Source organism: Flavobacteriales bacterium, from assembly GCA_020435415.1.
Taxonomy (GTDB): Bacteria; Bacteroidota; Bacteroidia; order JACJYZ01; family JACJYZ01; genus JACJYZ01.
Genome location: JAGQZQ010000009.1, coordinates 1 through 20111, shown reverse-complemented (window position 1 = coordinate 20111; position 20111 = coordinate 1). Strand labels below are relative to the sequence as shown.

Below are 20111 nucleotides of genomic sequence, written 5' to 3'. Positions count from 1 at the left end.
TAGAAAAAAATCTTTCCTGCAACTAAAAAAAGTGCCCGGCCGCTTACCTGAACCAGTCGGCGTACATCACATAGTTATTGGAGATGCGTTGAATTTGTCCTTCGAATAATTCTTTGCTGACCTCCTTCACCTTCCTGGCGGGCACACCGGCGTATACACTTCCGCTTTCTACGTGCGTTCCTTCAAGAACCACGGCACCTGCTGCGATGATGGAATGTGAATCCACGACCACGCCATCCATGACGATGGCGCCCATGCCGATCAATACATTGTCATGGATTGTACAGCCGTGTACGATGGCACGATGGCCGACCGAAACATTGTTGCCAATGGTAACAGGTGCTTTCTGGTATGTACAATGGATCACTGCATGATCCTGGACGTTTACCTTATTTCCCATTCGGATCCAATGTACATCTCCGCGAACCACTGCGTTAAACCAGACACTGCAGTCGTCACCCATGATCACATCACCTACAACGGTGGCGTTTTCTGCCAGGTAACAATTATCTCCGAATTGAGGCTTCTTGCCTTCTACTGGTTTGATGAGTGCCATAGTCAGGATGGGTTTGTGTTTTCCGGTTGATGGAAGACAGGAACGTTTTCAGGATCGTCCATGGTATAATGCAGACCAATGCTCTGCCTTCTATCCATGGCCATCTTAATGATAAGGTAAGCGATATTGATGAGATTACGCAATTCGCATAACTCCCTGGAGACGGTTGTTTTTTCGTACAGTGCTTCTGTTTCCCGGTAAAGGATCTCCAGGCGATCCATAGCTCTTTTCATCCGCAGGTCAGAGCGTACGATGCCGACATAACTGCTCATGATCATGCGCAGTTCCCGGTGAGACTGGGTGATGAGGATCATCTCTTCCGGTGCTTCAGTTCCGGAAGTATCCCATTCCGGAATACCCGATTTGATCGTTGTTCCCGCTATTACGTTGACGGCATGTTTATAGGCCCGATGAGAATATACCACGGCTTCCAGAAGCGAATTAGAGGCCAGGCGGTTCGCACCATGCAATCCGGTACTTGAACATTCGCCAATAGCATAAAGGTTTGTGATAGAGCTGAGTCCGTCCTGATTCACCGCGATGCCCCCGCAAAGGTAATGTGCAGCAGGTACAACCGGGATCAGGTCTTTCTCAGGATTGATGCCAATACCCAGGCATTTCTCATGGATTGTTGGGAAGTGTTCCCTGAATTCGACCATATCCAGATGTCTGCAATCCAGTCCTACAAAGTCTTCACCGCTGATCTTCATTTCTGTATCTATGGCTCTGGCAACGATGTCACGTGGTGCAAGGGACCCCCGATGATCATATTTATGCATGAATTCTTCGCCCTGTCCATTTCTCAGGATGGCCCCGAAACCTCGTACAGCTTCAGATATCAAAAAGGAAGGATGATCTCCAGGATTGTAAAGGGAGGTTGGGTGGAACTGCATGAATTCCATATCCCTGATCTGACCTTTGGCACGGTACACCATGGCGATACCATCCCCTGTTGCAACCACCGGGTTGGTGGTGGTATTGTAAACATGACCTGCGCCTCCGGAGGCCATCAGGGTAATGCGGGAGAGGTATGTGTCCACTTGCCCCGTATGTACATTGAGTACATATGTGCCGTAGCATTGGATGTCTTCGCGCCGTCTGGTTACCTTTTCTCCCAGATGGTGCTGGGTAATGATATCCACTACAAAATGGTGATCAAGTATGGTGATGTCCGGATGGTTCTTTGCCTTGCGCAGCAGAGAGGTCTCTATCTCAAAGCCGGTGGAGTCTTTTCTGTGCAGCACCCGTTTTTCCGAATGCGCACCTTCCATGGCCAGGTCATACTTTCCGGAAGGGGTCTTGTCAAACTCCACTCCCCAGTCTACCAATTCCCGGATGCGATCGGGTGCCTCACTTACGACCATTCGTACGACATCCTCATCACAAAGCCCTCCACCGCATTCAAGGGTATCTGCGATGTGTTTCTCATAGGTGTCCGGCGCATATATGACGGCCGCGATTCCTCCCTGGGCGTATTTGGTGTTGGATTCTTCCGGTTCCGCTTTGGTAACCATACACACCTTTCCGTGTTGGGCAGCCTTAAGGGCATAACTTAACCCGGCAATACCGGATCCGATTACCAGAAAATCGGTCTCTTTTTTCATCAACAGGTTATCAGGCGCACCTGAAAGTATAACTTTGGTTACCTTTAGGGCATTACAAAAATAACCTTTCGGACTCAAAAAGGAAGCGAAGTATATGGAAAAGCAGGTCATTACGATATATGCGGAGTCCACACCGAACCCGGCGGCAATGAAATTCGTTGCAAACAAGATGCTGGTCAAAGGCCGCGAAGTGGAATTCAAGAGTGCTGAAGAAGCCGTACATGCGCCACTGGTAAGCCGGTTATTCACCTTTCCGTTTGTGAAAAATGTTTTCGTTGCGGCCAACTTTATCAGCATTACAAAGAGTGAAGCCATCGAGTGGAATGACGTGGTGATGGAGTTGCGGGAGTTTATCCGCGACCGGCTTACAGAAGGTTTAGCGGTGGTTGAGGAATCCTCAAAATCTCCGGCAGGTGATGCGGAGTCTGTTTCATTACCTGGTGATCCGGCCATTCCTCAGGGCGAGTTGGAGGAAAGGATATCAGGCATCCTGGAAGAATACATCAGGCCGGCGGTCGAGCAGGACGGAGGTGCCATCCACTTTCATTCATTCAAGGACGGTGTGGTTAAAGTTTTGTTGAAAGGCGCCTGCAGTGGATGCCCCAGTTCTACCATCACGCTGAAAGCAGGGATTGAAGGACTCATGAAGAGAATGGTCCCTGAGGTAACGGCGGTGGAAGCCGTAAGTGCTTAGCTAAGCGAAGTGCTGCAGATCGAACAGTTTGCGGTAGGTGCCGTTTCGTTCGATCAGTTCCTGATGATTGCCTTGTTCAACAATCCGTCCTTCATCAAGTACAACGATGGTATCCGCATGCTGGATGGTCGATAACCGGTGTGCGATAACGATGGAGGTCCGGTTCTTCATCAGGTTCAGCAATGCATCCTGTACCCATTTTTCAGATTCCGTATCGAGGGCTGAGGTGGCTTCATCCAGGATGAGAATGGGTGGGTTTTTCAATACGGCGCGGGCGATGCTGATGCGCTGCTTCTGACCACCGGACAATCGTCCGCCGCGTTCCCCGATCATCGTGTCGTATCCGTTTTCAAGTTGTTCGATAAAATCATGGGCATGGGCAATACGTGCTGCTTCGATAACCTGCTCCCGGCTGGCCCCGGTTACGCCCAGGGTTATATTATTAAATACCGTATCGTTAAACAGGATGGATTCCTGCGTAACGATGCCCATCAACCCTCTCAGATCACGCAGCTTTAATTCTTTCACGGGTATGTCATCAATCAGAAGCTGGCCTTCTGCGATGTCATAAAATCGTGGAAGGAGGTCGGCCAGGGTAGATTTCCCTGCCCCGGATGCGCCTACCAGCGCGACCGTTTTGCCCTTGGGAATTTGAAGATCGATGTCGTTGAGCACCTGATCACCTCCATAGGAAAAGCGCACGTGCCGGTATTCAATGGCTGTTTCAAAGGACTTCAGTTCCCTGGGGTTGGTGGTCTCCGCAATCTTCTCATCGGCATCCAGCACCGATTGGATCCTGTCCAGCGATGCACTTCCCCGTTGAATGTTATACCAGGCGGTGGTGATGGCTTTCGCTGGAGCGATCAATTGCGAACACAGGAAGAGATAAGTGATCAAAACATCGGCACCCATTTCGCCTTTTAAAACCATCTGTCCACCGTAGAGAACTACAACAGAAATGGCGGTTACGCCCAGGAGTTCGCTTAACGGAGAAGCCAGGTCACGTTTCCGGAACATGCGCTGCATCAGTTGACGGAATCGTCCGTTCTGCTGACTGAAAGTGTTGTTCATCTTTTCCTCCGCAGAAAATGCTTTGATGATGCGAATGCCCGATAAGGTTTCTTCAAAGGTGGACATCACATTTCCCAGGTGAGTCTGTGTCTTGACCGATGTTCGTTTCAGGCTTCTGCCCATGGCTCCGATCAGCAGACCGGCGATCGGGACCACTACAAAGACCACGAGGGTAAGGGACGGACTGAAAGCGATCATACCACCCAGAAAAACGATCAGGGTGAAAGGATCCTTCACGATCATTTCCAGGGAGCTCAGGATCGACCATTCCACCTCCTGGACATCATTGGAGAACCGCGTCAGAAGATCCCCTTTTCTTTGTTCGGTATAAAAGGAAATGGGCAGGGAAAGCACCTTGCGGTAAAGGCGCTCCCTCAGCTCCTTCACTACGCCGCTGCGTACTGCGGCCAGGAAGAACATGGCCAGATAACGAAAAATATTCTTCAGCAGAAAAGCGGTGACCAGCCAGATACATACCACGGCAAGTGCATGCTGTTTGCTGCCGCTGGTGCGAATGACATCCGAAATATAATACCGCAGCAGGTCTATGAAGTAAGTTGAATTGAGTGCAAATTCTGGAGGTTGATCCACCATCTCTATCGTACCCAATATCAAACCCAGAAAGGGCATCATCATGGTCACCGAGAAAAAGGAAAAGACCACGGAAAGCACGTTAAACAAAATATTCAGCCAGGCGGAGGTCTTAAACGAAGACACCATTCGCAGAAGGACAAATAACTTTTGCATGGCTTATTGAACTGAGGGAATCCTGTTTTATTTCGTACGGGTGATCGGACAAAGATAACCTTCCTGGATGATACGAAAGGCGCTGGCCTTGCCAATCTTTCTTACCTTTGCCGCGTATGGACTCGACGAGACAGCAAAAAATGGCCAGGATGATCCAAAAAGAGTTGGGTGAACTGTTCATTGTAGAGGGAAAGAAGCTTACCGCTTCCAAGGGTATGATCACGGTTACCCAGGTCCGGATCACCCCGGATATGGGCCTTGCAAGGGTCTACCTCAGCATTTTTAATGTGGCGGACAAGCAGGCGCTCATTGCCGATATCAACAAGGAAGCGTACGTGTACAGAAAGATGCTTGGACAACGCATTCGCCATCAGGTACGGAAGATTCCCGAGCTGACCTTTTTCCTGGATGATTCCCTGGACTATGCGGAGCGGATAGATCAGTTGCTTTCCGGTCCCTCCGGATTATAACGCTACACCAGTATGCGCTACGATCCGATAAAGAAGAACCTGGGCGAATTTTTTAACCGTTCGCCATGGCTCCGCAAATTGTTTTACCATTTGCTTGATCTTCTCCTTCTCAGATCCTGGTACGTTCAATACGAATTACGAAAATGGGCAAAGAAGGCGGGCAATAAAGTTCATGTATTGGATGCGGGTTCGGGATTCGGTCAATATACATACTTTCTGAGCAGAATGCGACCGGAGTGGAACATTCTGGCGGTGGATGTGAAAGAAGAACAGGTTTGTGACTGCAATGGTTTTTTTCGAAGGCTTGGAAGAGAACAGGTTCTGTTCAAAACCGCAGATCTCTTGAAAATGCGTCATGATAACGCTTTTGATCTGATACTGTCAATTGACGTCATGGAATGTATTGCCGATGATATGGAGGTGTTTCGCAATTTTCAGCACTCTCTCAAAGAAGGGGGAATGTTATTAGTCTCCACTCCCTCCGATATCAATGGTTCGGATGAGGGGCGAAATGAAGGTTCATGGTTCATTGAAGAACAAGTTCGGGAAGGGTACAACATTGATGAAATCCAGGAAAAACTCAGAGCAGCAGGTTTCAGCAGGGTAAGGGCAAGATACTCTTACGGGACCATGGGTAGGTTATCGTGGAAACTTTCTGTCAAACTCCCGATGCTTTTATTGGGCTACAGCAAATTATTTTTTGTCATCTTGCCGGTGTATTATCTGTTCGTGTACCCGGTCAGCTTTGTATTGAATATGTTGGATATGGGCGTGGTGCATCGTTCCGGATCCGGTTTGATTGTGAAAGCATACAAATAAGGCCGCGCAGCCATCACACGGGCCTGCAGGAAAGAAATAAGTTCGGATTGAATTTTCCATACTATATCGCCCGCCGTTACCTTTTCTCAAGGAAATCACACAATGCGATCAACCTGATCTCAGGTATTTCCGTTCTGGTGATGACCATCCTCACCGCTGCGCTTTTTACGGTATTGTCTGTTTTTAACGGATTTGAAAGCCTGATCGTTAGTCTGTTCAATTCATTTGACCCTGATCTGAAGATCACCGCTGTGCAAACCAAATCATTCGATCTGGATAGTATTCCGGAGGAGCAGATCCGCCAGATAAAGGGCGTTGCATTTTATTCACCTGTGATCGAAGAAAACGTATTGCTCAAGTATGACGACAAGCAGTATATCGCAACGATGAAGGGGGTTACTCCTGCATTTTTCAAGATCAGTCACATGGAGGGCATGATGGTCGATGGTAGCCTGGTGCTTACCGAGCAGGGACAGCAAATGGCGGTTCTGGGTTATGGTGTGGCCTCGGCATTATCGATTCACATGGGAAATGTCTTTCGTCCCATCAACCTGTATGTTCCGAAAAAAACCAAGAAGGGCATTGCGGTGACAGCCCAGAATGCGTTTAACATAAAGCACGTAATGCCATCGGGTATATTCTCTATCCAACAGGATTTTGATTCAAAATATATCCTGATCTCATTGGATATGGCCCGTGAACTTACCCAGTATGAAAACCGGGTGAATGCCATTGAGTTGGGTCTTACGGAGGGCACAGACCCGGAACAGGTGAGAATGGAATTGCGCAAACTGCTGGGTGATGGTTTTGAGATCCGCGACAGGTTTGAACAACATGCGGTGCTATATAAAATCATGAAATCCGAGAAATGGGCCATATTTCTTATCCTGACCTTTACCCTGGTCATCGGTGCATTCAATATCATTGGCGCACTCACCATGCTGATCGTTGAGAAGAAGAAAGACATCCGCACGCTATGGAGCATGGGAGCGGATGCACAAATGATCCGACGCATTTTCATGGTGGAGGGAATGTTGATCTCTCTTGTGGGGTGTGTACTTGGAATTCTCCTGGGGTTTGCCATATGCTGGATCCAGTACAAATTTGGTGTGGTAGGACTGGAAGGGAGCGGCACCTTTGTGATCGAAGCCTATCCGGTCGAGATCCGGGTTCGGGATATGATTTCGGTTTTTATCACCGTGGCATGCATTGGATGGTTGGCGGCATGGATACCGTCACGACGTATTCACAAGAACGCTTTGTGGGCGTCTTCTCCTCAGGCGTAAACAGTGTAATGTTCCCTGATCTCGTTCAGGATTGCAAGTACCTCATCGGTTGAGTCGGACGTGACCAGGCGAAGGCGAAAGGCTTTGAAATGATCCAGGCCGCGAAAGTAGTTACCATAGTGGCGTCGCATTTCAAGTAATCCGAGTTTATCCCCTTTCCATCTGAGAGAATGAAGAAAGTGTTGGCGTGCTGCTTCTATGCGATCCTCCAGCGTAGGGCGCGCGCATTCGGTACCCGTGTTAAGGAAATGCTTGATTTGTTTAAATATCCAGGGATTTCCAATGCTGGCCCTACCGATCATGATTCCATCTACCCCGAAACGGTTTTTCATATCGAGGGCTTTTTGAGGACTGTCCACATCACCGTTTCCGAAGATCGGAATATGCATTCTGGGGTTCTCCTTAATAGCTCCGATATGTGTCCAATCCGCCTCGCCTTTATACATCTGCACGCGTGTGCGACCGTGTACGGTCAGGGCCTGAATTCCCACATCCTGTAAACGTTCGGCTGCTTCCACGATCCGGATGCTTTTTTCATCCCACCCCAGGCGTGTTTTGACCGTTACCGGGAGTGAGGTGGCTTGCACGATCTCCTTTGTCATCTCTACCATCCTTGGTATATCCTTCAGAATACCGGCACCGGCGCCCTTGCATGTCACCTTTTTGACCGGACAACCGAAGTTGATATCAATGAGATCAGGATTTGCGGCTGCCGCGATCTCGGTTGCCTGCCTCATCGAATCGATTTCGCCACCAAAAATCTGAATGCCAATGGGACGTTCTTCTTCGAAGATATCCAGTTTCTTGAGGCTTTTTGCAGCATCACGGATCAGTCCCTCCGATGAAATGAACTCAGTATACATGAGGTCCGCACCATGTTGTTTGCACAATGCACGGAAGGGTGGGTCACTTACATCCTCCATAGGAGCAAGAAGCAGCGGAAATTCACCTAATTCGATATTGTCTATCTTTGCCATCTCCTCAAGAATGCAAAGGTAAGAAATGCCTGGCGGATGAATGATAAACACCTTTTGAAGTCACTTGGCACACCTGTTCAGGTAGCTATACTCCTTGTTTTTTCGGTTTGTTGCGCGATCATCTTCATAGGCCTGGCTGGCCTGGCCATATGGAGTATCTGGGACATCAACATTTTCATGGATACGACGACACTCACCCGATACGATCTGCCTGAAGTCATTGAAGCCAATAAACTCTTGTTGCTTTTTCAGCATTTGGGTCTTTTTATCACCCCTGCATTACTTTTTGGGTATCTGGCACAACGGGCACCTGTCAGGTACCTGAGTCTGGACATCAAACCCGATGTCAGGTTAATCATTGTGGCGATCATGTTGATGATCTGTGTACAGCCCGTTGTGAGTTGGGTTGGTGAATGGAATGCGGGGCTGAAGTTACCGGAAAGCATGGCCTCCCTGGAAAATACCATACGGGTGATGGAGGACTCAGCAGCAGAACTGACGAAGGCCATCCTCCTCACTTCTGATACAGGGATGTTACTCATAAATATGTTCCTGTTGGCACTGATCCCAGCCATAGGAGAAGAAATGATCTTTCGGGGAATCCTGCAGCGTCAGGTGATGAAGGGAATGGGGAAGGCACATCTGGCTGTTTGGACCACGGCCATTCTCTTCAGTTTTTTTCATTTCCAGTTCTTCGGTTTCTTTCCGAGGATGATCCTGGGCGCGATGTTGGGTTATCTTTTTCTCTGGTCGGGATCGTTATGGCTTCCGATTGCCGCACACTTCACGAACAACCTACTTGGCATTGTCATATACTTCCTGGCTGCCAGGGGGACGATCTCAGAGGAATGGCTTAATATGGATCATGCCCCGGTAAGTCTGGGTATGGTGGCCGTTTCACTTGCGGTCTCCCTTGGCTTGATGTATCTGATTATGCGTCAGCGGCGGGATAACAAAATCACTTTCCAGGATTAGGTTATGGATTCACATCCTCTGTGGCTGCATAATTGATCTTCAATGAATTTGCCTTTCTCAACTCCTGCTTCACTTCGGTCACAATACCCATCTTGACTTTCTTATCTACCTTGAGTGAGACGGTCATCAACGGGATCTGGGCCTCAGTTAACGGTTCACGTTCATTGGCAATGTAGTCGGAAATATCCTTTAGGCTTTTGTAGGAATCGTTGAGCTGTATCTGGGGTTCATCCCCGTATTTGGAACGCATTTCCTTAATAGGGCGTCCGATGTAAATGTTGCTGACAAATGATCTACGTTGCAACTTTTGTATCTCAGTGGCTTTAGGCATTTCCTGGTCCACGAGGATGGATGTATCCCTGATCACCGTTGCGATCATAAAGAAGAACAGGAGCATGAATACGATATCCGGAAGAGAGGCTGTTGAGATGGGTGGTGCCTCTTTGCTGCCTTTTTTCTTGAATTTAGACATTACTGTGGTCCTCCTGCTTGTTTGGGTTCAGCTTCGGAAATGTTTTGTGGGTAAACCACTTTGATCGGCGCTGCCTGATCATCAGTGAGCTTGTCAAAGGCCTTCCCGTACCATTCCTCGGCGAGTTCATTCCTCAACTCATTATAAGCGGCGATGAGTTCATTCTGCACACGCAGGTACATATCGTAACTGGTGTTGTTGTCATTTTGAAGAGAAACCAGGTGTTTCGTTAAGGTCACCTGTTTGGGTCCTGCACCCGGTACGTATAACGTGGTATCCATGCATACAGGCTGATCCGGGTCGTTACATGCTGGAAGAATGAATTCTCTCGTTGCAGCGCGAAGCTCACTGACGTCCATGTGTTGATTTTCTACCATTAATTGATCATTGGCATTGACCAATACGACAAAGACATTCCGTTCGGGAAATTTGGGAGGTTCGGCGTCGGTATTTAGCGGAGGTAATTTCCGGAGCAATCCGCTATCAGCATTCATCTGGGTGGTCACCAGGAAGAAGATCAGAAGCAGGAAAGCGATGTCAGCCATCGATCCGGCATTGATCTGCTGTGGAGGTTTTCGTGTTTTTCGCATGGCGTGTGCTTTACATACCAAACGCGAAAAACGGCTGACTTCATGTCAAAAAAAGACCGGTGATAGGGCTTAACTATTCACCGGTCGGGTATGGGTTATGATTTGTTGTAAATGCGATCTGAGCGGCAGACTTACCTGTCGTTGTCCTCAGTGGCGGCATAGTTGATCTTGAGTGCGTTCACTTTTCTCAACTCCTGTTTCACCTTGGTTACGATGCCCATTTTCACTTTTTTATCCACTTTGAGAGAAGTCGTCATCTGCGGAACCTGTGCTTCGATCTTATCTTCACGCTCTTTGGCGATGAAGTCGGGGATGTCATTCAGGGTTTTATAGGTATCATTGAGCTGTATTTGCGGCTCATCCCCGTATTTGGAACGCATTTCCTTAATAGGGCGTCCGATGTAAATGCAACTTACCAGAGACTTCTTCTGTAATTTCTGTATCTCTGTGGCTTTAGGCATTTCCTGGTCCACGAGGATGGATGTATCCCTGATCACCGTTGCGATCATGAAGAAGAACAGGAGCATGAATACGATGTCAGGAAGAGAGGCTGTTGAGATGGGTGGAGCCTCTTTGCTGCCTTTTTTCTTGAATTTAGACATTACTGTGGTCCTCCTACTTGTTTGGGTTCAGCTTCGGAAATGTTTTGTGGGTATACCACTTTGATCGGGGATGCCTGATCGTCGGTAAGTTTATCGAAGATTTTCCCGTACCATTCCTCGGCGAGTTCATTCCTCAACTCATTATAAGCGGCGATGAGTTCATTCTGCACACGGAGGTACATATCGTAACTCGTGCCGTTGTCATTCTGTAGGGAGACGACCTGCTTGGTAAGAATCACCTTGCGCTGGCCAACCCCGGGTACGCTCAGAACCGTGTCTTTACATTCCGGTTGAAGTTCGTCTCCGCAGGATGGGATGATAAACTCTTTGGTCTCATGGCGCAGGTTCTTAACATCCATCAGTTTGCCTTCCACCAACAGTTGATCGTTGGCGTTTACCAGCACGACAAAGACATTTCTTTCTTTGATCTTTATATTATCCTGGTTCTCTTCCTCAACGATGGGTGGCAGCTTACGGAGCAATCCTTTGTCTGCATTCATTTGCGTTGTCACGAGGAAGAAGATCAGGAGCAGGAAGGCGATGTCAGCCATCGACCCTGCATTGATTTCCTGTGGTAGTCTTCTTTTTCTGGCCATGGCTTATTTAAACAAACGGGAAACTTCCGAATATAGAATACCTACCGCCGCGATCGCAAGCAGAATATAGAACATGATCAGACCGGTACCGGACCATTTGATATCTCCGGACGTAATGGACAGGTCAGTTGCCAGCTTGGCCGGAACAACATCGGATGCCATAACATAGGAGAGAATAAATACCACACCGATCGCACCCAAACTGATAAGGTAGGTCTTGATGTTTTTCGGATGTTGGATGATCTGAATGATCGGAAACACGATTGCACCAAGGGTACACAATGCCAGCACTATATAAGTGATGTAGAACAGAGGAACCACAGTGCTTCCCGGATTTTCTTTCACGGCATCATCACCTTTGAACAACATCACCAGGATCAGAATAGCACTGATAACGGAGATCACCAGGGGGATGAAAATGAGCCACTTTGTATTTGGATTCTTCATAGTCGTTTCACAAGGTCACGTTAACAACAAGGGTTGAATTAGGATCTGCTGTTTCTCATCAGCAGGTCCACCAGAGAGATGGAAGAATCTTCCATGTTGTTTACCAGGGAATCCACTTTGGCAACGATGTAGTTGTAGAATACTTGCAGGATCATGGCCACAATCAGACCGAATACGGTGGTCAACAGGGCGATCTTGATACCACCCGCTACCTGGCTCGGTTGAATGTCACCGGATGCCTGGATGGTATCGAAGGCATCGATCATACCGATTACCGTACCCATGAAACCAAGCATAGGGGCCAGGGAGATAAAGAGAGATATCCAGGACAAGCCTTTTTCCAGGAGGCCCATCTGAACAGCACCATAAGAAACGATGGATTTTTCAACCACATCAATACCTTCATTCACCTTTTCAAGTCCGGAGTAAAAAATACTTGCTACCGGGCCTTTGGTGGAACGGCATACTTCCTTGGCTGCTTCCACACCACCTGATTGAAGGGCTCCTTCGATCTCATTCAGAAGTTTGTCATTGTTCGCCGTTGACAGGTTCAGATAGATAATACGTTCGATGCAAAGGGCCAGTCCGATGATCAGACACAACAGTACGATACCCATAAAGATGGGACCACCTTCAACAAATTTTTCTAGAATGATTTGGTGGAATGAGGGTTCTGCAGCTCCATCGGCGGCGGCTTCAGCTTCATCCTGTGCCATAACGGTTTGGGTCATACCAACCAAAAAGACTCCTAGGATAGACAAAAAGGCAAACAGCTTTCTCATGGGTAAATAGGGTTAACGGTTATTCAGAATTTAAAACTTAGTTTCAGACTTGATTTGGGAATGCCAAAAATATAATAATTGTCGTATGTAACCATCCTTTGAATCAAATCAGGGTTTAAAAAGATGCGGCAACAACCCCGAATTGACATTAAAAAATACTTCAGATGCCCTATCCCTTCTTTCGTCCCCGGCATCTGTGCTGGCGGAGAGAGAGGGATTCGAACCCTCGATACCCTTTTGGAGTATACACGCTTTCCAAGCGTGCGCCTTCAGCCACTCGGCCACCTCTCCATTTCGTATACATCCCGTAAAGGGATATCGTAACAGGGCAGCCAAATTACAAAAAATATTATTTCCCAAACAAGCAACTTGTGTCAAGATTAGACAACCGCTCTTCGGGATTTACAATATCCTGCTTCGGAATGCGTGGAGAAATTTGACGAAACAACAGGTTGAGAATTGTCCTGTTATTTAACGTTTCTGTAAGGAGGGGTTCAATTCAAACGCCTGATTGAGGTACTCTGTGGCTTTGGCCTCGTCACCCATATTGCGGTAGGTGATACCTATGTTCATTAGTACATGGGCATTCTTAGGATTCAGCCTGTATGCTTTGAGAAACGTCTCCAGGGCTTCGTTATTGTTGCCAGTCAAAGAATATACAATGGCCAGTTTCTGGAGAATGTCACTGTTGTTCGGATCAATGTTCATGGCCTTTTCCAGGTAGCTCTGCGCCTTGGCCATGTCGCCGAGGTCCCGGCCATACAGCTGCCCGAGTTTGCCATACACCCTTACATCATCCGGTGTGTATTGGAGCAGGGTGAGATAACATTTTTCCGCCACCTGGAATTGTCTGGCCCCTGAGGTGGTATCCCCCAGAAACTCCAGATTGTTTTTTGCATCCTTGAATTGGTTATCCATCTGCAATGCCCTGCTGTATCCCAGGTAGGCCGTTTCATATTGTCCAAGCATATAATATGCATTCCCCAGAAGCAACATGGGTTGTTTGTAATTCGGGTAGATTTGCAATGAACGGTTCAGGTATCCTATGGCTTCGTTGGCCAGTGCATGACGTTGGTTTTGATCCTGCAACGCATTGGCCTTCTCAAGCAGGGCAGCTCCCGCCGACATGTTGGCCTTGGTGCTGTTTGGTGAAAGTGCCACATCCGTAATGGATAAAGTGTAGTCGTCCTTCCACGCATTGCTTCGATGCGCGGTCTTTATGGCGAATGCGAACAACACAATTCCAGCTACCGCAGTATAGAACTTTTGATGTGCGGCTTCTGTGGAAAATCGATTTCGCAATACGGGGCCAAGTGTATAAGCTGCCAGCACACAAAAGGCAATGGATGGAACATACATGAAACGCTCATTCATAAACGAACCGATCGGAAATACCAGGTTGGTGAATAGTGAAAAGGTGATGAGAAAAAACCAGATCGCCCACGAGGCAACGGTACGCTTGCGTATACCACGAAGGCCCACCACAATCATGCTCGCATATATAAGCAGGGAAAGCAGCACCAACGGATGCGACCAGTTAACCAGCGAAATATGATATGGAAAATAGTCATTGGTTAAAGGGTGCGGAAATATCAGGAGCTTAATATATAGCCCCATCGTATAAAAGATGGTGGCATATTTTTGCGCACCGGTTGCTTCTTCATAAGAGTTATTAAGTAATTCATGAACCTCCTGGGTGTTGTCTTCCAATAACGATAACCGAACTACCATATACCCGGCAAAGGCCAGAAACAAGGGGGCCGCCATCCTTACTTGTGTTTTCAGGTCCTTCCCTGAGAAGTAGAACAAGGTAACAGGTATTGCCCCAAGCATGGTGACGGTGGACTCCTTGGAGAACAATGCACAGGTAAAACAAAGAAAGGCCCAGCCCAAAGCTTTGGTTGAAGGCGTATCTGCATAGCGCAGCAAGAACCACAAACTACCCAATGCGCCAAGGAGACTCATCATCTCATCCCGGCTTTTGATATTGGCAATGACCTCAGTGTGGAGAGGGTGAAGAGCAAACAACAGCGTTGCGCCAAATGCCAGGGAGCGTGCCCAATGCCTTTCTTTCTCCGGAGGAAAAATCTTTATGAGAATCAGAAAAAGCAGAACACACGTAGCACCGTATAATATCAGGTTGACGAAGTGACTGATGTGTGGATTTTGACCGAACATCTCCACCTCAAGCGCAAAGGTGATCAGTGGCAATGGGCGATAACGTCCGCCTGAAAGCAGCTTTTTATCCTTGCCAAAGAAGCCCACCAGAAGATCATTGGTTGCCAGGTCCTTTATACCGGATAACCCTTGTTTGGTAAATTGGTTATGGGTGACGTAGAGTTTGTCATCCAGCGCATAATCAAATCCGATGGTGTGGATATAGACCACAACAGAAGCAAAAAAGATAATCCAGCCCGGTGTTTTATACGAAGCCCGCATAGTGGAAGACGAAGCGCTATCTGTCTGCTTGTCTATAGTCCTGGGAGTCTGTCTTTTCTTTTTGCTCATACCGGCAATAAATTCACCACCTAATCTTCCGGTGTCATTTCACCGGCCAGGGGTGTTCGGATTCTTTTAGCAACCTCCGAAATATCCTGTTCGGAGCCAAGCAGAAACATAAGTTTAGTCAGGGCTGCTTCAGTGGTCATATCTCCCCCGCTGATAACCCCCGCCCTTTCCAGGTGAATACTGGTCTCATACTTTCCCTGCTCTACGGCACCACCAAGGCATTGCGTCACATTCACGACAACAATACCTTTATTTACGGCTTCGGTCAGCATGGTCTCCAGCCATGATACCGTAGGTGCGTTGCCTGAGCCATATGTCTCAAGGATCACGCCTTTTAATCCTGGTATATTTAGCATGGCGTGCACGACCTCTTCCCTGATTCCCGGAAAGATCTTCAGGATTACCACCGAAGCGTCCATCTTCTTATGAATGGCAAGCTTACGTTCGCCGGGTGATTCAAGGTGGTTGTTATTGTATCGCAAATGCACACCAGCGGTGGCCAGAGGGTGGTAATTAAACGAATGGAAGGCAGCAAATTCTTCTGCATTGATCTTACTGGTGCGATTTCCTCTATATAGATGGTATTCAAAATAGATGCAGACTTCAGGGATGACCGGATTTTGCGAGGAAGCGATCTCAATGGCAGTCACGAGGTTTTCCCTTGCATCGGTGCGAATGATGCCGATTGGCAATTGGGATCCGGTCAGGATCACCGGTTTGTTCAGCCCTTCCAGCAGAAAACTGAGTGCGGATGCGGTGAATGCCATGGTATCCGATCCATGCAGTATGACGAACCCATCATGCCGGTCATATTGATCATAAATGATTTGGGCGAGTTCTATCCATGTCTCCGGTGTCATGTTGGATGAATCAATCGGCCTGGAGAAGGAATGGGTAGAAATAGAGAGATCGAACCGTGATATCTCTGGTATCTGATCAGTGATATGCGTAAAATCAAACGGCTTCAGACTGCCGTCCTTGGCGTCGGTCACCATGCCTATGGTGCCGCCTGTATAAATGAGTAAAAGAGAAGATCTTCTCATCGGTTGAATATCTTTTTTGAATTGCTTGTGGTGATCTCCGCAATCACTTCCAAAGAAGTTTCTTTGATGGTTGCCAGTTTTTCGGCAATGATACGAAGATAGCTGCTTTCATTTCGCTTTCCGCGATGGGGTGTCGGGGCCAGGTAAGGTGAATCGGTTTCCAAGACAAGATGCTCGAGTTCAAGGGTAGCTACCACAGCATCGAGCCCGGCATTTTTAAAAGTGAGAACCCCGCCGATCCCCAACATCAAACCCAGCGATATCGCCCTGTTTGCCTGAGCTATGGTTCCTGTAAAACAATGCATGATGCCGTTCAGCTTCCGGTGATCGTAGGTCGAGAGGATGTCAAGGATCAGGTCTATGGATTCCCTGGAATGTATCACAATAGGGAGCCCGTTTTCGTATGCACATTCGACCTGCTTCCGAAAAGCCTTTTCCTGGATATCCAGGGTGGATTTATCCCAGTAAAGATCAATCCCGATCTCCCCGATGGCGCAGAAGTTTCCCGTTTTTGCGTCGGAGATCACCCGATCTGTGTGTTTTTCAAAATCGTGATCTACATAACACGGATGCAGGCCGGTCATCGGGAAAAACTTGTCCGGGTCCCTGGCAACAAGAGAACGCAATGCCCCGGTGTGGTCAGGGTGGATATCAGGAAGAAAAAACCGGGACACCCCCGCTTCTTCACAACGCTGCAACACCTCGTCAAGATCATCCTTGAATTCATCCAGGTAAAGATGGGTATGGGTATCGGTCAGGATCATAGGGCAAAAATAGCTTTATTGATGCAAGTATGCCTGATAAGGAATAGCAAATCTGGCATAAGCTTTGCAAACAAATGAGGCATTGTGATGATCACATCACATTCCATAATATCCCGGAAATGGTTGTGCACCGTTAATTTCCTACATTTGCAAACCAACTAAACTATCATAACATGAGAAATGCATCAAAGTTTGCCCTTGCCCTGGTGTTTGTAGCCGGAGCCATGTTTACCGGATGTAAGAAGTATGAAGAAGGTCCCATGATCAGCTTCAAGTCCAAAAAGGCGCGTATTCAAAGGGTTTGGGAAGAGTCCAAATACATTGACAGCAATGGAAACGAGTCAACGCCAAGTCCGAAGCACACTTATGAACTAAAGGAGGACCAAACCGTTTCGGTTGATGGCGGTGCATCTTCAACTGCTTTTACATGGGACTTTGACGATAAAAAGGAAGGAATTGTTTTTACAACTACTGTCGGATCGGTCAGTTCCACGGATAAAGTGACTATCCTCAGGTTGACAAGCAAAGAACTGTGGATCAAAGACAGTAACAATGATCAAACCCAGCTTGTAGCAAAGTAATCAGCATAAGAAGTTAAAAAACCCCGGTCCGGAAGGATCGGGGTTTTTTTATTTTTGGGCTACAAAATCAACATTTTGAAGATACTTGTCATCCGGCTGAGCTCCATTGGCGATGTACTGTTAACCAGTCCGCTACTCCGTGCGATCAAGCAACAACGACCGGATATTGAAATAGACTTTCTGACCAAACGCCGGTTTCTGGACGTGATCAGGGAGAACCCTAATATTTCCAGATGCCATTATTTTGACCAGTCGCTTTCCGAGATTGTACCTCTGCTAACCGAAGGAAATTATGATCTGGTGATTGATCTCCATAAGAATTTTCGCTCGGCCAGGGTAAAGCGGGCAGTCAAATCCAAATCGCATTCATTTCCAAAACTGAATATTCGCAAATGGTTATTGGTTCAAGGGAAGATTAATGTGATGCCAGATATCCACGTTGTAGACCGTTATTTTAAAGCTGCGAGAAGCCTTGGCGTCAAACCCGACAATCATGGATTGGATTTTTATCTGGATCCGACAACAACAACACCGGAGGAAATTTTACCGCCATTGTATTCCGATGGTTACCTCGGAGTAGTGATCGGGGCTCAGCATGAGACAAAATGCATGCCACCTGAAGGCCTGGCAGCGATTATCCGGAAGATCAACAAACCTACCGTTCTGCTAGGTGGCTCAATGGAAAGCGAAAAGGCCGAAATCATCATGAACCTGTTGCCACAAGCAGAAATATACAATGCATGCGGAAACCGAAGTCTGATGGAATCCGCCCGGCTTGTCAGGCATGCCCGTTGTCTGGTTACGCATGATACCGGACTGATGCACGTGGGTGCGGCATTTCAGGTTCCCATGGCGGTATTATGGGGAAATACGGTTCCGGCTTTCGGAATGGGACCATACTACGGTAAACATTCAAATACCCCATGGTTCTCAGCAGAAGTAAAAGAACTGAGATGTCGACCATGCAGTAAGATCGGCTTTGACAGCTGCCCGAAAAAGCATTTCAAATGCATGGTGAACCAGGACACCGAAGCCATTGCCACATTTTGCCTGGATATAATGAACTAGGCTTCCTTTGGAAAGAATAACGCTTTGAGTTCCGTCGCATCATCCGGCTTCATTTTTCCTGCCAGAATCAGACTGAGTTGCTTTCTACGCAGTGCACCATCAAAGCGGGCCTTTTCCAATTCCGTTTCCGGTGTCAGTTCCGGTACTTCAATGGGGCTTCCACGCTGATCTACGGCCACGAATGTATAAATGGCTTCATTTGCTTTGATTTTATTTTCACCGGTTCCTTCCACCCATACTTCAAGAAAGACTTCCATTGATGACTTGAATGCCCGGGAGACTTTTGCTTCAATGGTCAATATGTCACCCTTCTTAATGGGCTGGCCGAAGGAAACATTATTCACCGATGCGGTAACCACAACCCTCCGGCAATGGCGGTGGGCAGCGATCGCACCGGCGATATCCATCCAGTGCAGCAACTGACCTCCCATCAGGTTATCCAACGTGTTGGTTTCATTCGGTAACACGATCTCTGTAAGAATCGTGAGCGATTCTTTGGGCGTTTTTGTTTTCATGGTCTCAATTGATTGGCTGTGCACAAAGTTATCAGAATCGGCCAATCATCAGGTTTTATGGTAGAGGATAAAATTCTACTTTTGTTTTTGAAACAGAGTAGAACTTTTCATGGAAAGAATCCTTGTTATTGGTGCCTCCGGTCAGATCGGTGCTGAAATGGCTTCGGGGTTAAGGCAAAAATTTGGTCTTGAAAATGTTATTTGTTCGGACATAAGGCCCGCAGGTTCATGGTCGGAGGAAGGTCCGTTTGAATTGCTGGATGTCATGGACAGGACCGCATTAAATTCGGTTGTAGAGAAATATAATGTAACGCAGGTTTATCTGCTCGCGGCGTTGCTTTCTGCAGTTGCGGAAGAGAAACCGGAACTGGCCTGGAAGTTAAATATGGAGGGACTTTTCAATGTGCTGGAGTTAGCCAGGGAGAATAAGATCCAAAAAATATTCTGGCCGAGTTCCATTGCCGTTTTCGGACCGACAACACCCCGAGAACAAACAGCACAACGCACGATAACCGAACCGAATACGGTATATGGAATAGGAAAGTTGGCCGGTGAACGATGGTGTGAATATTACCATCAGAAATACGGGGCTGATGTTCGCGGTCTGAGGTACCCGGGCATTGTAGGAAGTAAAACGATGCCGGGCGGCGGAACCACCGATTATGCCGTTCACATCTTTCATCAGGCAGTAAAAACACGGGCCTATACCTGTTTTCTTAACGAAGATACCCGGCTACCAATGATGTACATGCCGGATGCAGTCAGGGCCACATTGGAATTAATGGATGCACCTGCGGATAGGATATCGATCCGATCATCATACAACATTACCAGTATGAGTTTTACCCCTGGTGAAATCGCCCGGGAAATAAAAAAACATATCCCAGATTTTGAAGTCATTTATGAACCTGATCGTCGCCAGAAAATCGCCGATAGCTGGCCTG

The 20111-nt window shown here is 47.6% G+C and carries 22 protein-coding genes and 1 tRNA gene; 8 read left to right on the top strand and 15 right to left on the bottom strand.

What is annotated here, in order from left to right; translation table 11 throughout:
* Positions 1-43: 43 nt before the first annotated feature.
* On the bottom strand, positions 44-556 hold the full coding sequence (locus KDD36_03005; protein ID MCB0395593.1) for a gamma carbonic anhydrase family protein: 513 nt from the start codon (positions 554-556) through the stop codon (positions 44-46).
* Positions 557-558: 2 nt separating this feature from the next.
* The gene (nadB, locus tag KDD36_03000; GenBank protein ID MCB0395592.1) at positions 559-2160 is read right to left on the bottom strand and encodes an L-aspartate oxidase; all 1602 of its coding nucleotides are present in this window, start codon (positions 2158-2160) and stop codon (positions 559-561) included.
* Between the two features lie 94 nt (positions 2161-2254).
* Here nadB and KDD36_02995 point away from each other — a divergent pair, with 94 nt between their 5' ends.
* Entirely contained in the window at positions 2255-2854 is a 600-nt protein-coding gene (locus KDD36_02995) for a NifU family protein (GenBank protein MCB0395591.1), read from the top strand.
* On the opposite strand, the gene KDD36_02990 is transcribed toward KDD36_02995, so the two are convergent.
* Positions 2855-4672 (bottom strand): ABC transporter ATP-binding protein, encoded by a 1818-nt coding sequence (locus tag KDD36_02990; protein ID MCB0395590.1) that lies wholly within the window; start codon positions 4670-4672, stop codon positions 2855-2857.
* Between the two features lie 116 nt (positions 4673-4788).
* On the opposite strand from KDD36_02990, the gene rbfA reads away from it, so the two are divergent.
* Genes rbfA through KDD36_02975 form a run of 3 tightly spaced genes read left to right on the top strand, consistent with a single transcriptional unit; the run spans position 4789 to position 7247 of the window.
* Positions 4789-5142 (top strand): 30S ribosome-binding factor RbfA, encoded by a 354-nt coding sequence (rbfA, locus tag KDD36_02985; protein ID MCB0395589.1) that lies wholly within the window; start codon positions 4789-4791, stop codon positions 5140-5142.
* A gap of 12 nt (positions 5143-5154) precedes the next feature.
* A complete protein-coding gene (locus KDD36_02980; GenBank protein MCB0395588.1) occupies positions 5155-5961 on the top strand; it encodes a methyltransferase domain-containing protein in 807 nt (268 codons plus the stop codon).
* 47 nt (positions 5962-6008) lie between these two features.
* On the top strand, positions 6009-7247 hold the full coding sequence (locus tag KDD36_02975; GenBank protein MCB0395587.1) for an ABC transporter permease: 1239 nt from the start codon (positions 6009-6011) through the stop codon (positions 7245-7247).
* Here KDD36_02975 and dusB read toward each other — a convergent pair.
* Positions 7238-8224, bottom strand: a complete 987-nt coding sequence (gene dusB / locus KDD36_02970) for a tRNA dihydrouridine synthase DusB (protein ID MCB0395586.1) — start codon at positions 8222-8224, stop codon at positions 7238-7240. The two genes, KDD36_02975 and dusB, sit on opposite strands and share 10 nt — an antisense overlap.
* 36 nt (positions 8225-8260) lie before the next feature.
* Here dusB and KDD36_02965 point away from each other — a divergent pair, with 36 nt between their 5' ends.
* Positions 8261-9199: a CPBP family intramembrane metalloprotease gene (locus KDD36_02965; protein ID MCB0395585.1), complete on the top strand. Its 939-nt coding sequence runs from the start codon at positions 8261-8263 to the stop codon at positions 9197-9199.
* Between the two features lies 1 nt (position 9200).
* Here KDD36_02965 and KDD36_02960 read toward each other — a convergent pair whose 3' ends face one another.
* The 10 genes from KDD36_02960 to KDD36_02915 all read right to left on the bottom strand — a co-directional run bounded on the left by KDD36_02960 (position 9201) and on the right by KDD36_02915 (position 17003).
* Positions 9201-9671 (bottom strand): biopolymer transporter ExbD, encoded by a 471-nt coding sequence (locus KDD36_02960; GenBank protein MCB0395584.1) that lies wholly within the window; start codon positions 9669-9671, stop codon positions 9201-9203.
* On the bottom strand, positions 9671-10261 hold the full coding sequence (locus KDD36_02955; protein ID MCB0395583.1) for a biopolymer transporter ExbD: 591 nt from the start codon (positions 10259-10261) through the stop codon (positions 9671-9673). The genes KDD36_02960 and KDD36_02955 overlap by 1 nt, the downstream gene beginning before the upstream one ends.
* A 131-nt stretch (positions 10262-10392) precedes the next feature.
* Positions 10393-10863 (bottom strand): biopolymer transporter ExbD, encoded by a 471-nt coding sequence (locus tag KDD36_02950; protein MCB0395582.1) that lies wholly within the window; start codon positions 10861-10863, stop codon positions 10393-10395.
* On the bottom strand, positions 10863-11459 hold the full coding sequence (locus KDD36_02945) for a biopolymer transporter ExbD (GenBank protein ID MCB0395581.1): 597 nt from the start codon (positions 11457-11459) through the stop codon (positions 10863-10865). The genes KDD36_02950 and KDD36_02945 overlap by 1 nt, the downstream gene beginning before the upstream one ends.
* 3 nt (positions 11460-11462) lie before the next feature.
* Positions 11463-11906 carry a hypothetical protein gene (locus KDD36_02940; GenBank protein MCB0395580.1) on the bottom strand — a complete coding sequence of 148 codons (444 nt, stop codon included), beginning with the start codon at positions 11904-11906 and terminating at the stop codon, positions 11463-11465.
* A gap of 38 nt (positions 11907-11944) precedes the next feature.
* On the bottom strand, positions 11945-12688 hold the full coding sequence (locus tag KDD36_02935; GenBank protein ID MCB0395579.1) for a MotA/TolQ/ExbB proton channel family protein: 744 nt from the start codon (positions 12686-12688) through the stop codon (positions 11945-11947).
* A gap of 200 nt (positions 12689-12888) precedes the next feature.
* Positions 12889-12979 (bottom strand) — tRNA-Ser (locus KDD36_02930).
* A gap of 180 nt (positions 12980-13159) precedes the next feature.
* Complete coding sequence (locus KDD36_02925; protein ID MCB0395578.1) at positions 13160-15196, bottom strand: tetratricopeptide repeat protein; 2037 nt, start codon at positions 15194-15196, stop codon at positions 13160-13162.
* Between the two features lie 20 nt (positions 15197-15216).
* A complete protein-coding gene (locus KDD36_02920; GenBank protein MCB0395577.1) occupies positions 15217-16239 on the bottom strand; it encodes an asparaginase in 1023 nt (340 codons plus the stop codon).
* On the bottom strand, positions 16236-17003 hold the full coding sequence (locus tag KDD36_02915) for a TatD family hydrolase (protein MCB0395576.1): 768 nt from the start codon (positions 17001-17003) through the stop codon (positions 16236-16238). The genes KDD36_02920 and KDD36_02915 overlap by 4 nt, the downstream gene beginning before the upstream one ends.
* A 173-nt stretch (positions 17004-17176) precedes the next feature.
* Between KDD36_02915 and KDD36_02910 the strand changes: the two genes are divergently transcribed.
* Both KDD36_02910 and KDD36_02905 read left to right on the top strand, forming a co-directional pair.
* Positions 17177-17584 carry a hypothetical protein gene (locus KDD36_02910; protein MCB0395575.1) on the top strand — a complete coding sequence of 136 codons (408 nt, stop codon included), beginning with the start codon at positions 17177-17179 and terminating at the stop codon, positions 17582-17584.
* 75 nt (positions 17585-17659) lie between these two features.
* Positions 17660-18652, top strand: coding sequence for a glycosyltransferase family 9 protein (locus KDD36_02905; protein ID MCB0395574.1), 993 nt, complete (start codon positions 17660-17662; stop codon positions 18650-18652).
* Here the strand turns inward: KDD36_02905 and KDD36_02900 are convergent.
* Positions 18649-19167 carry an acyl-CoA thioesterase gene (locus KDD36_02900; protein MCB0395573.1) on the bottom strand — a complete coding sequence of 173 codons (519 nt, stop codon included), beginning with the start codon at positions 19165-19167 and terminating at the stop codon, positions 18649-18651. The genes KDD36_02905 and KDD36_02900 overlap by 4 nt on opposite strands.
* A gap of 109 nt (positions 19168-19276) precedes the next feature.
* Between KDD36_02900 and KDD36_02895 the strand changes: the two genes are divergently transcribed.
* Positions 19277-20111 (top strand): NAD-dependent epimerase/dehydratase family protein (locus KDD36_02895; GenBank protein ID MCB0395572.1); only part of this gene is annotated, 835 nt, incomplete at its 3' end.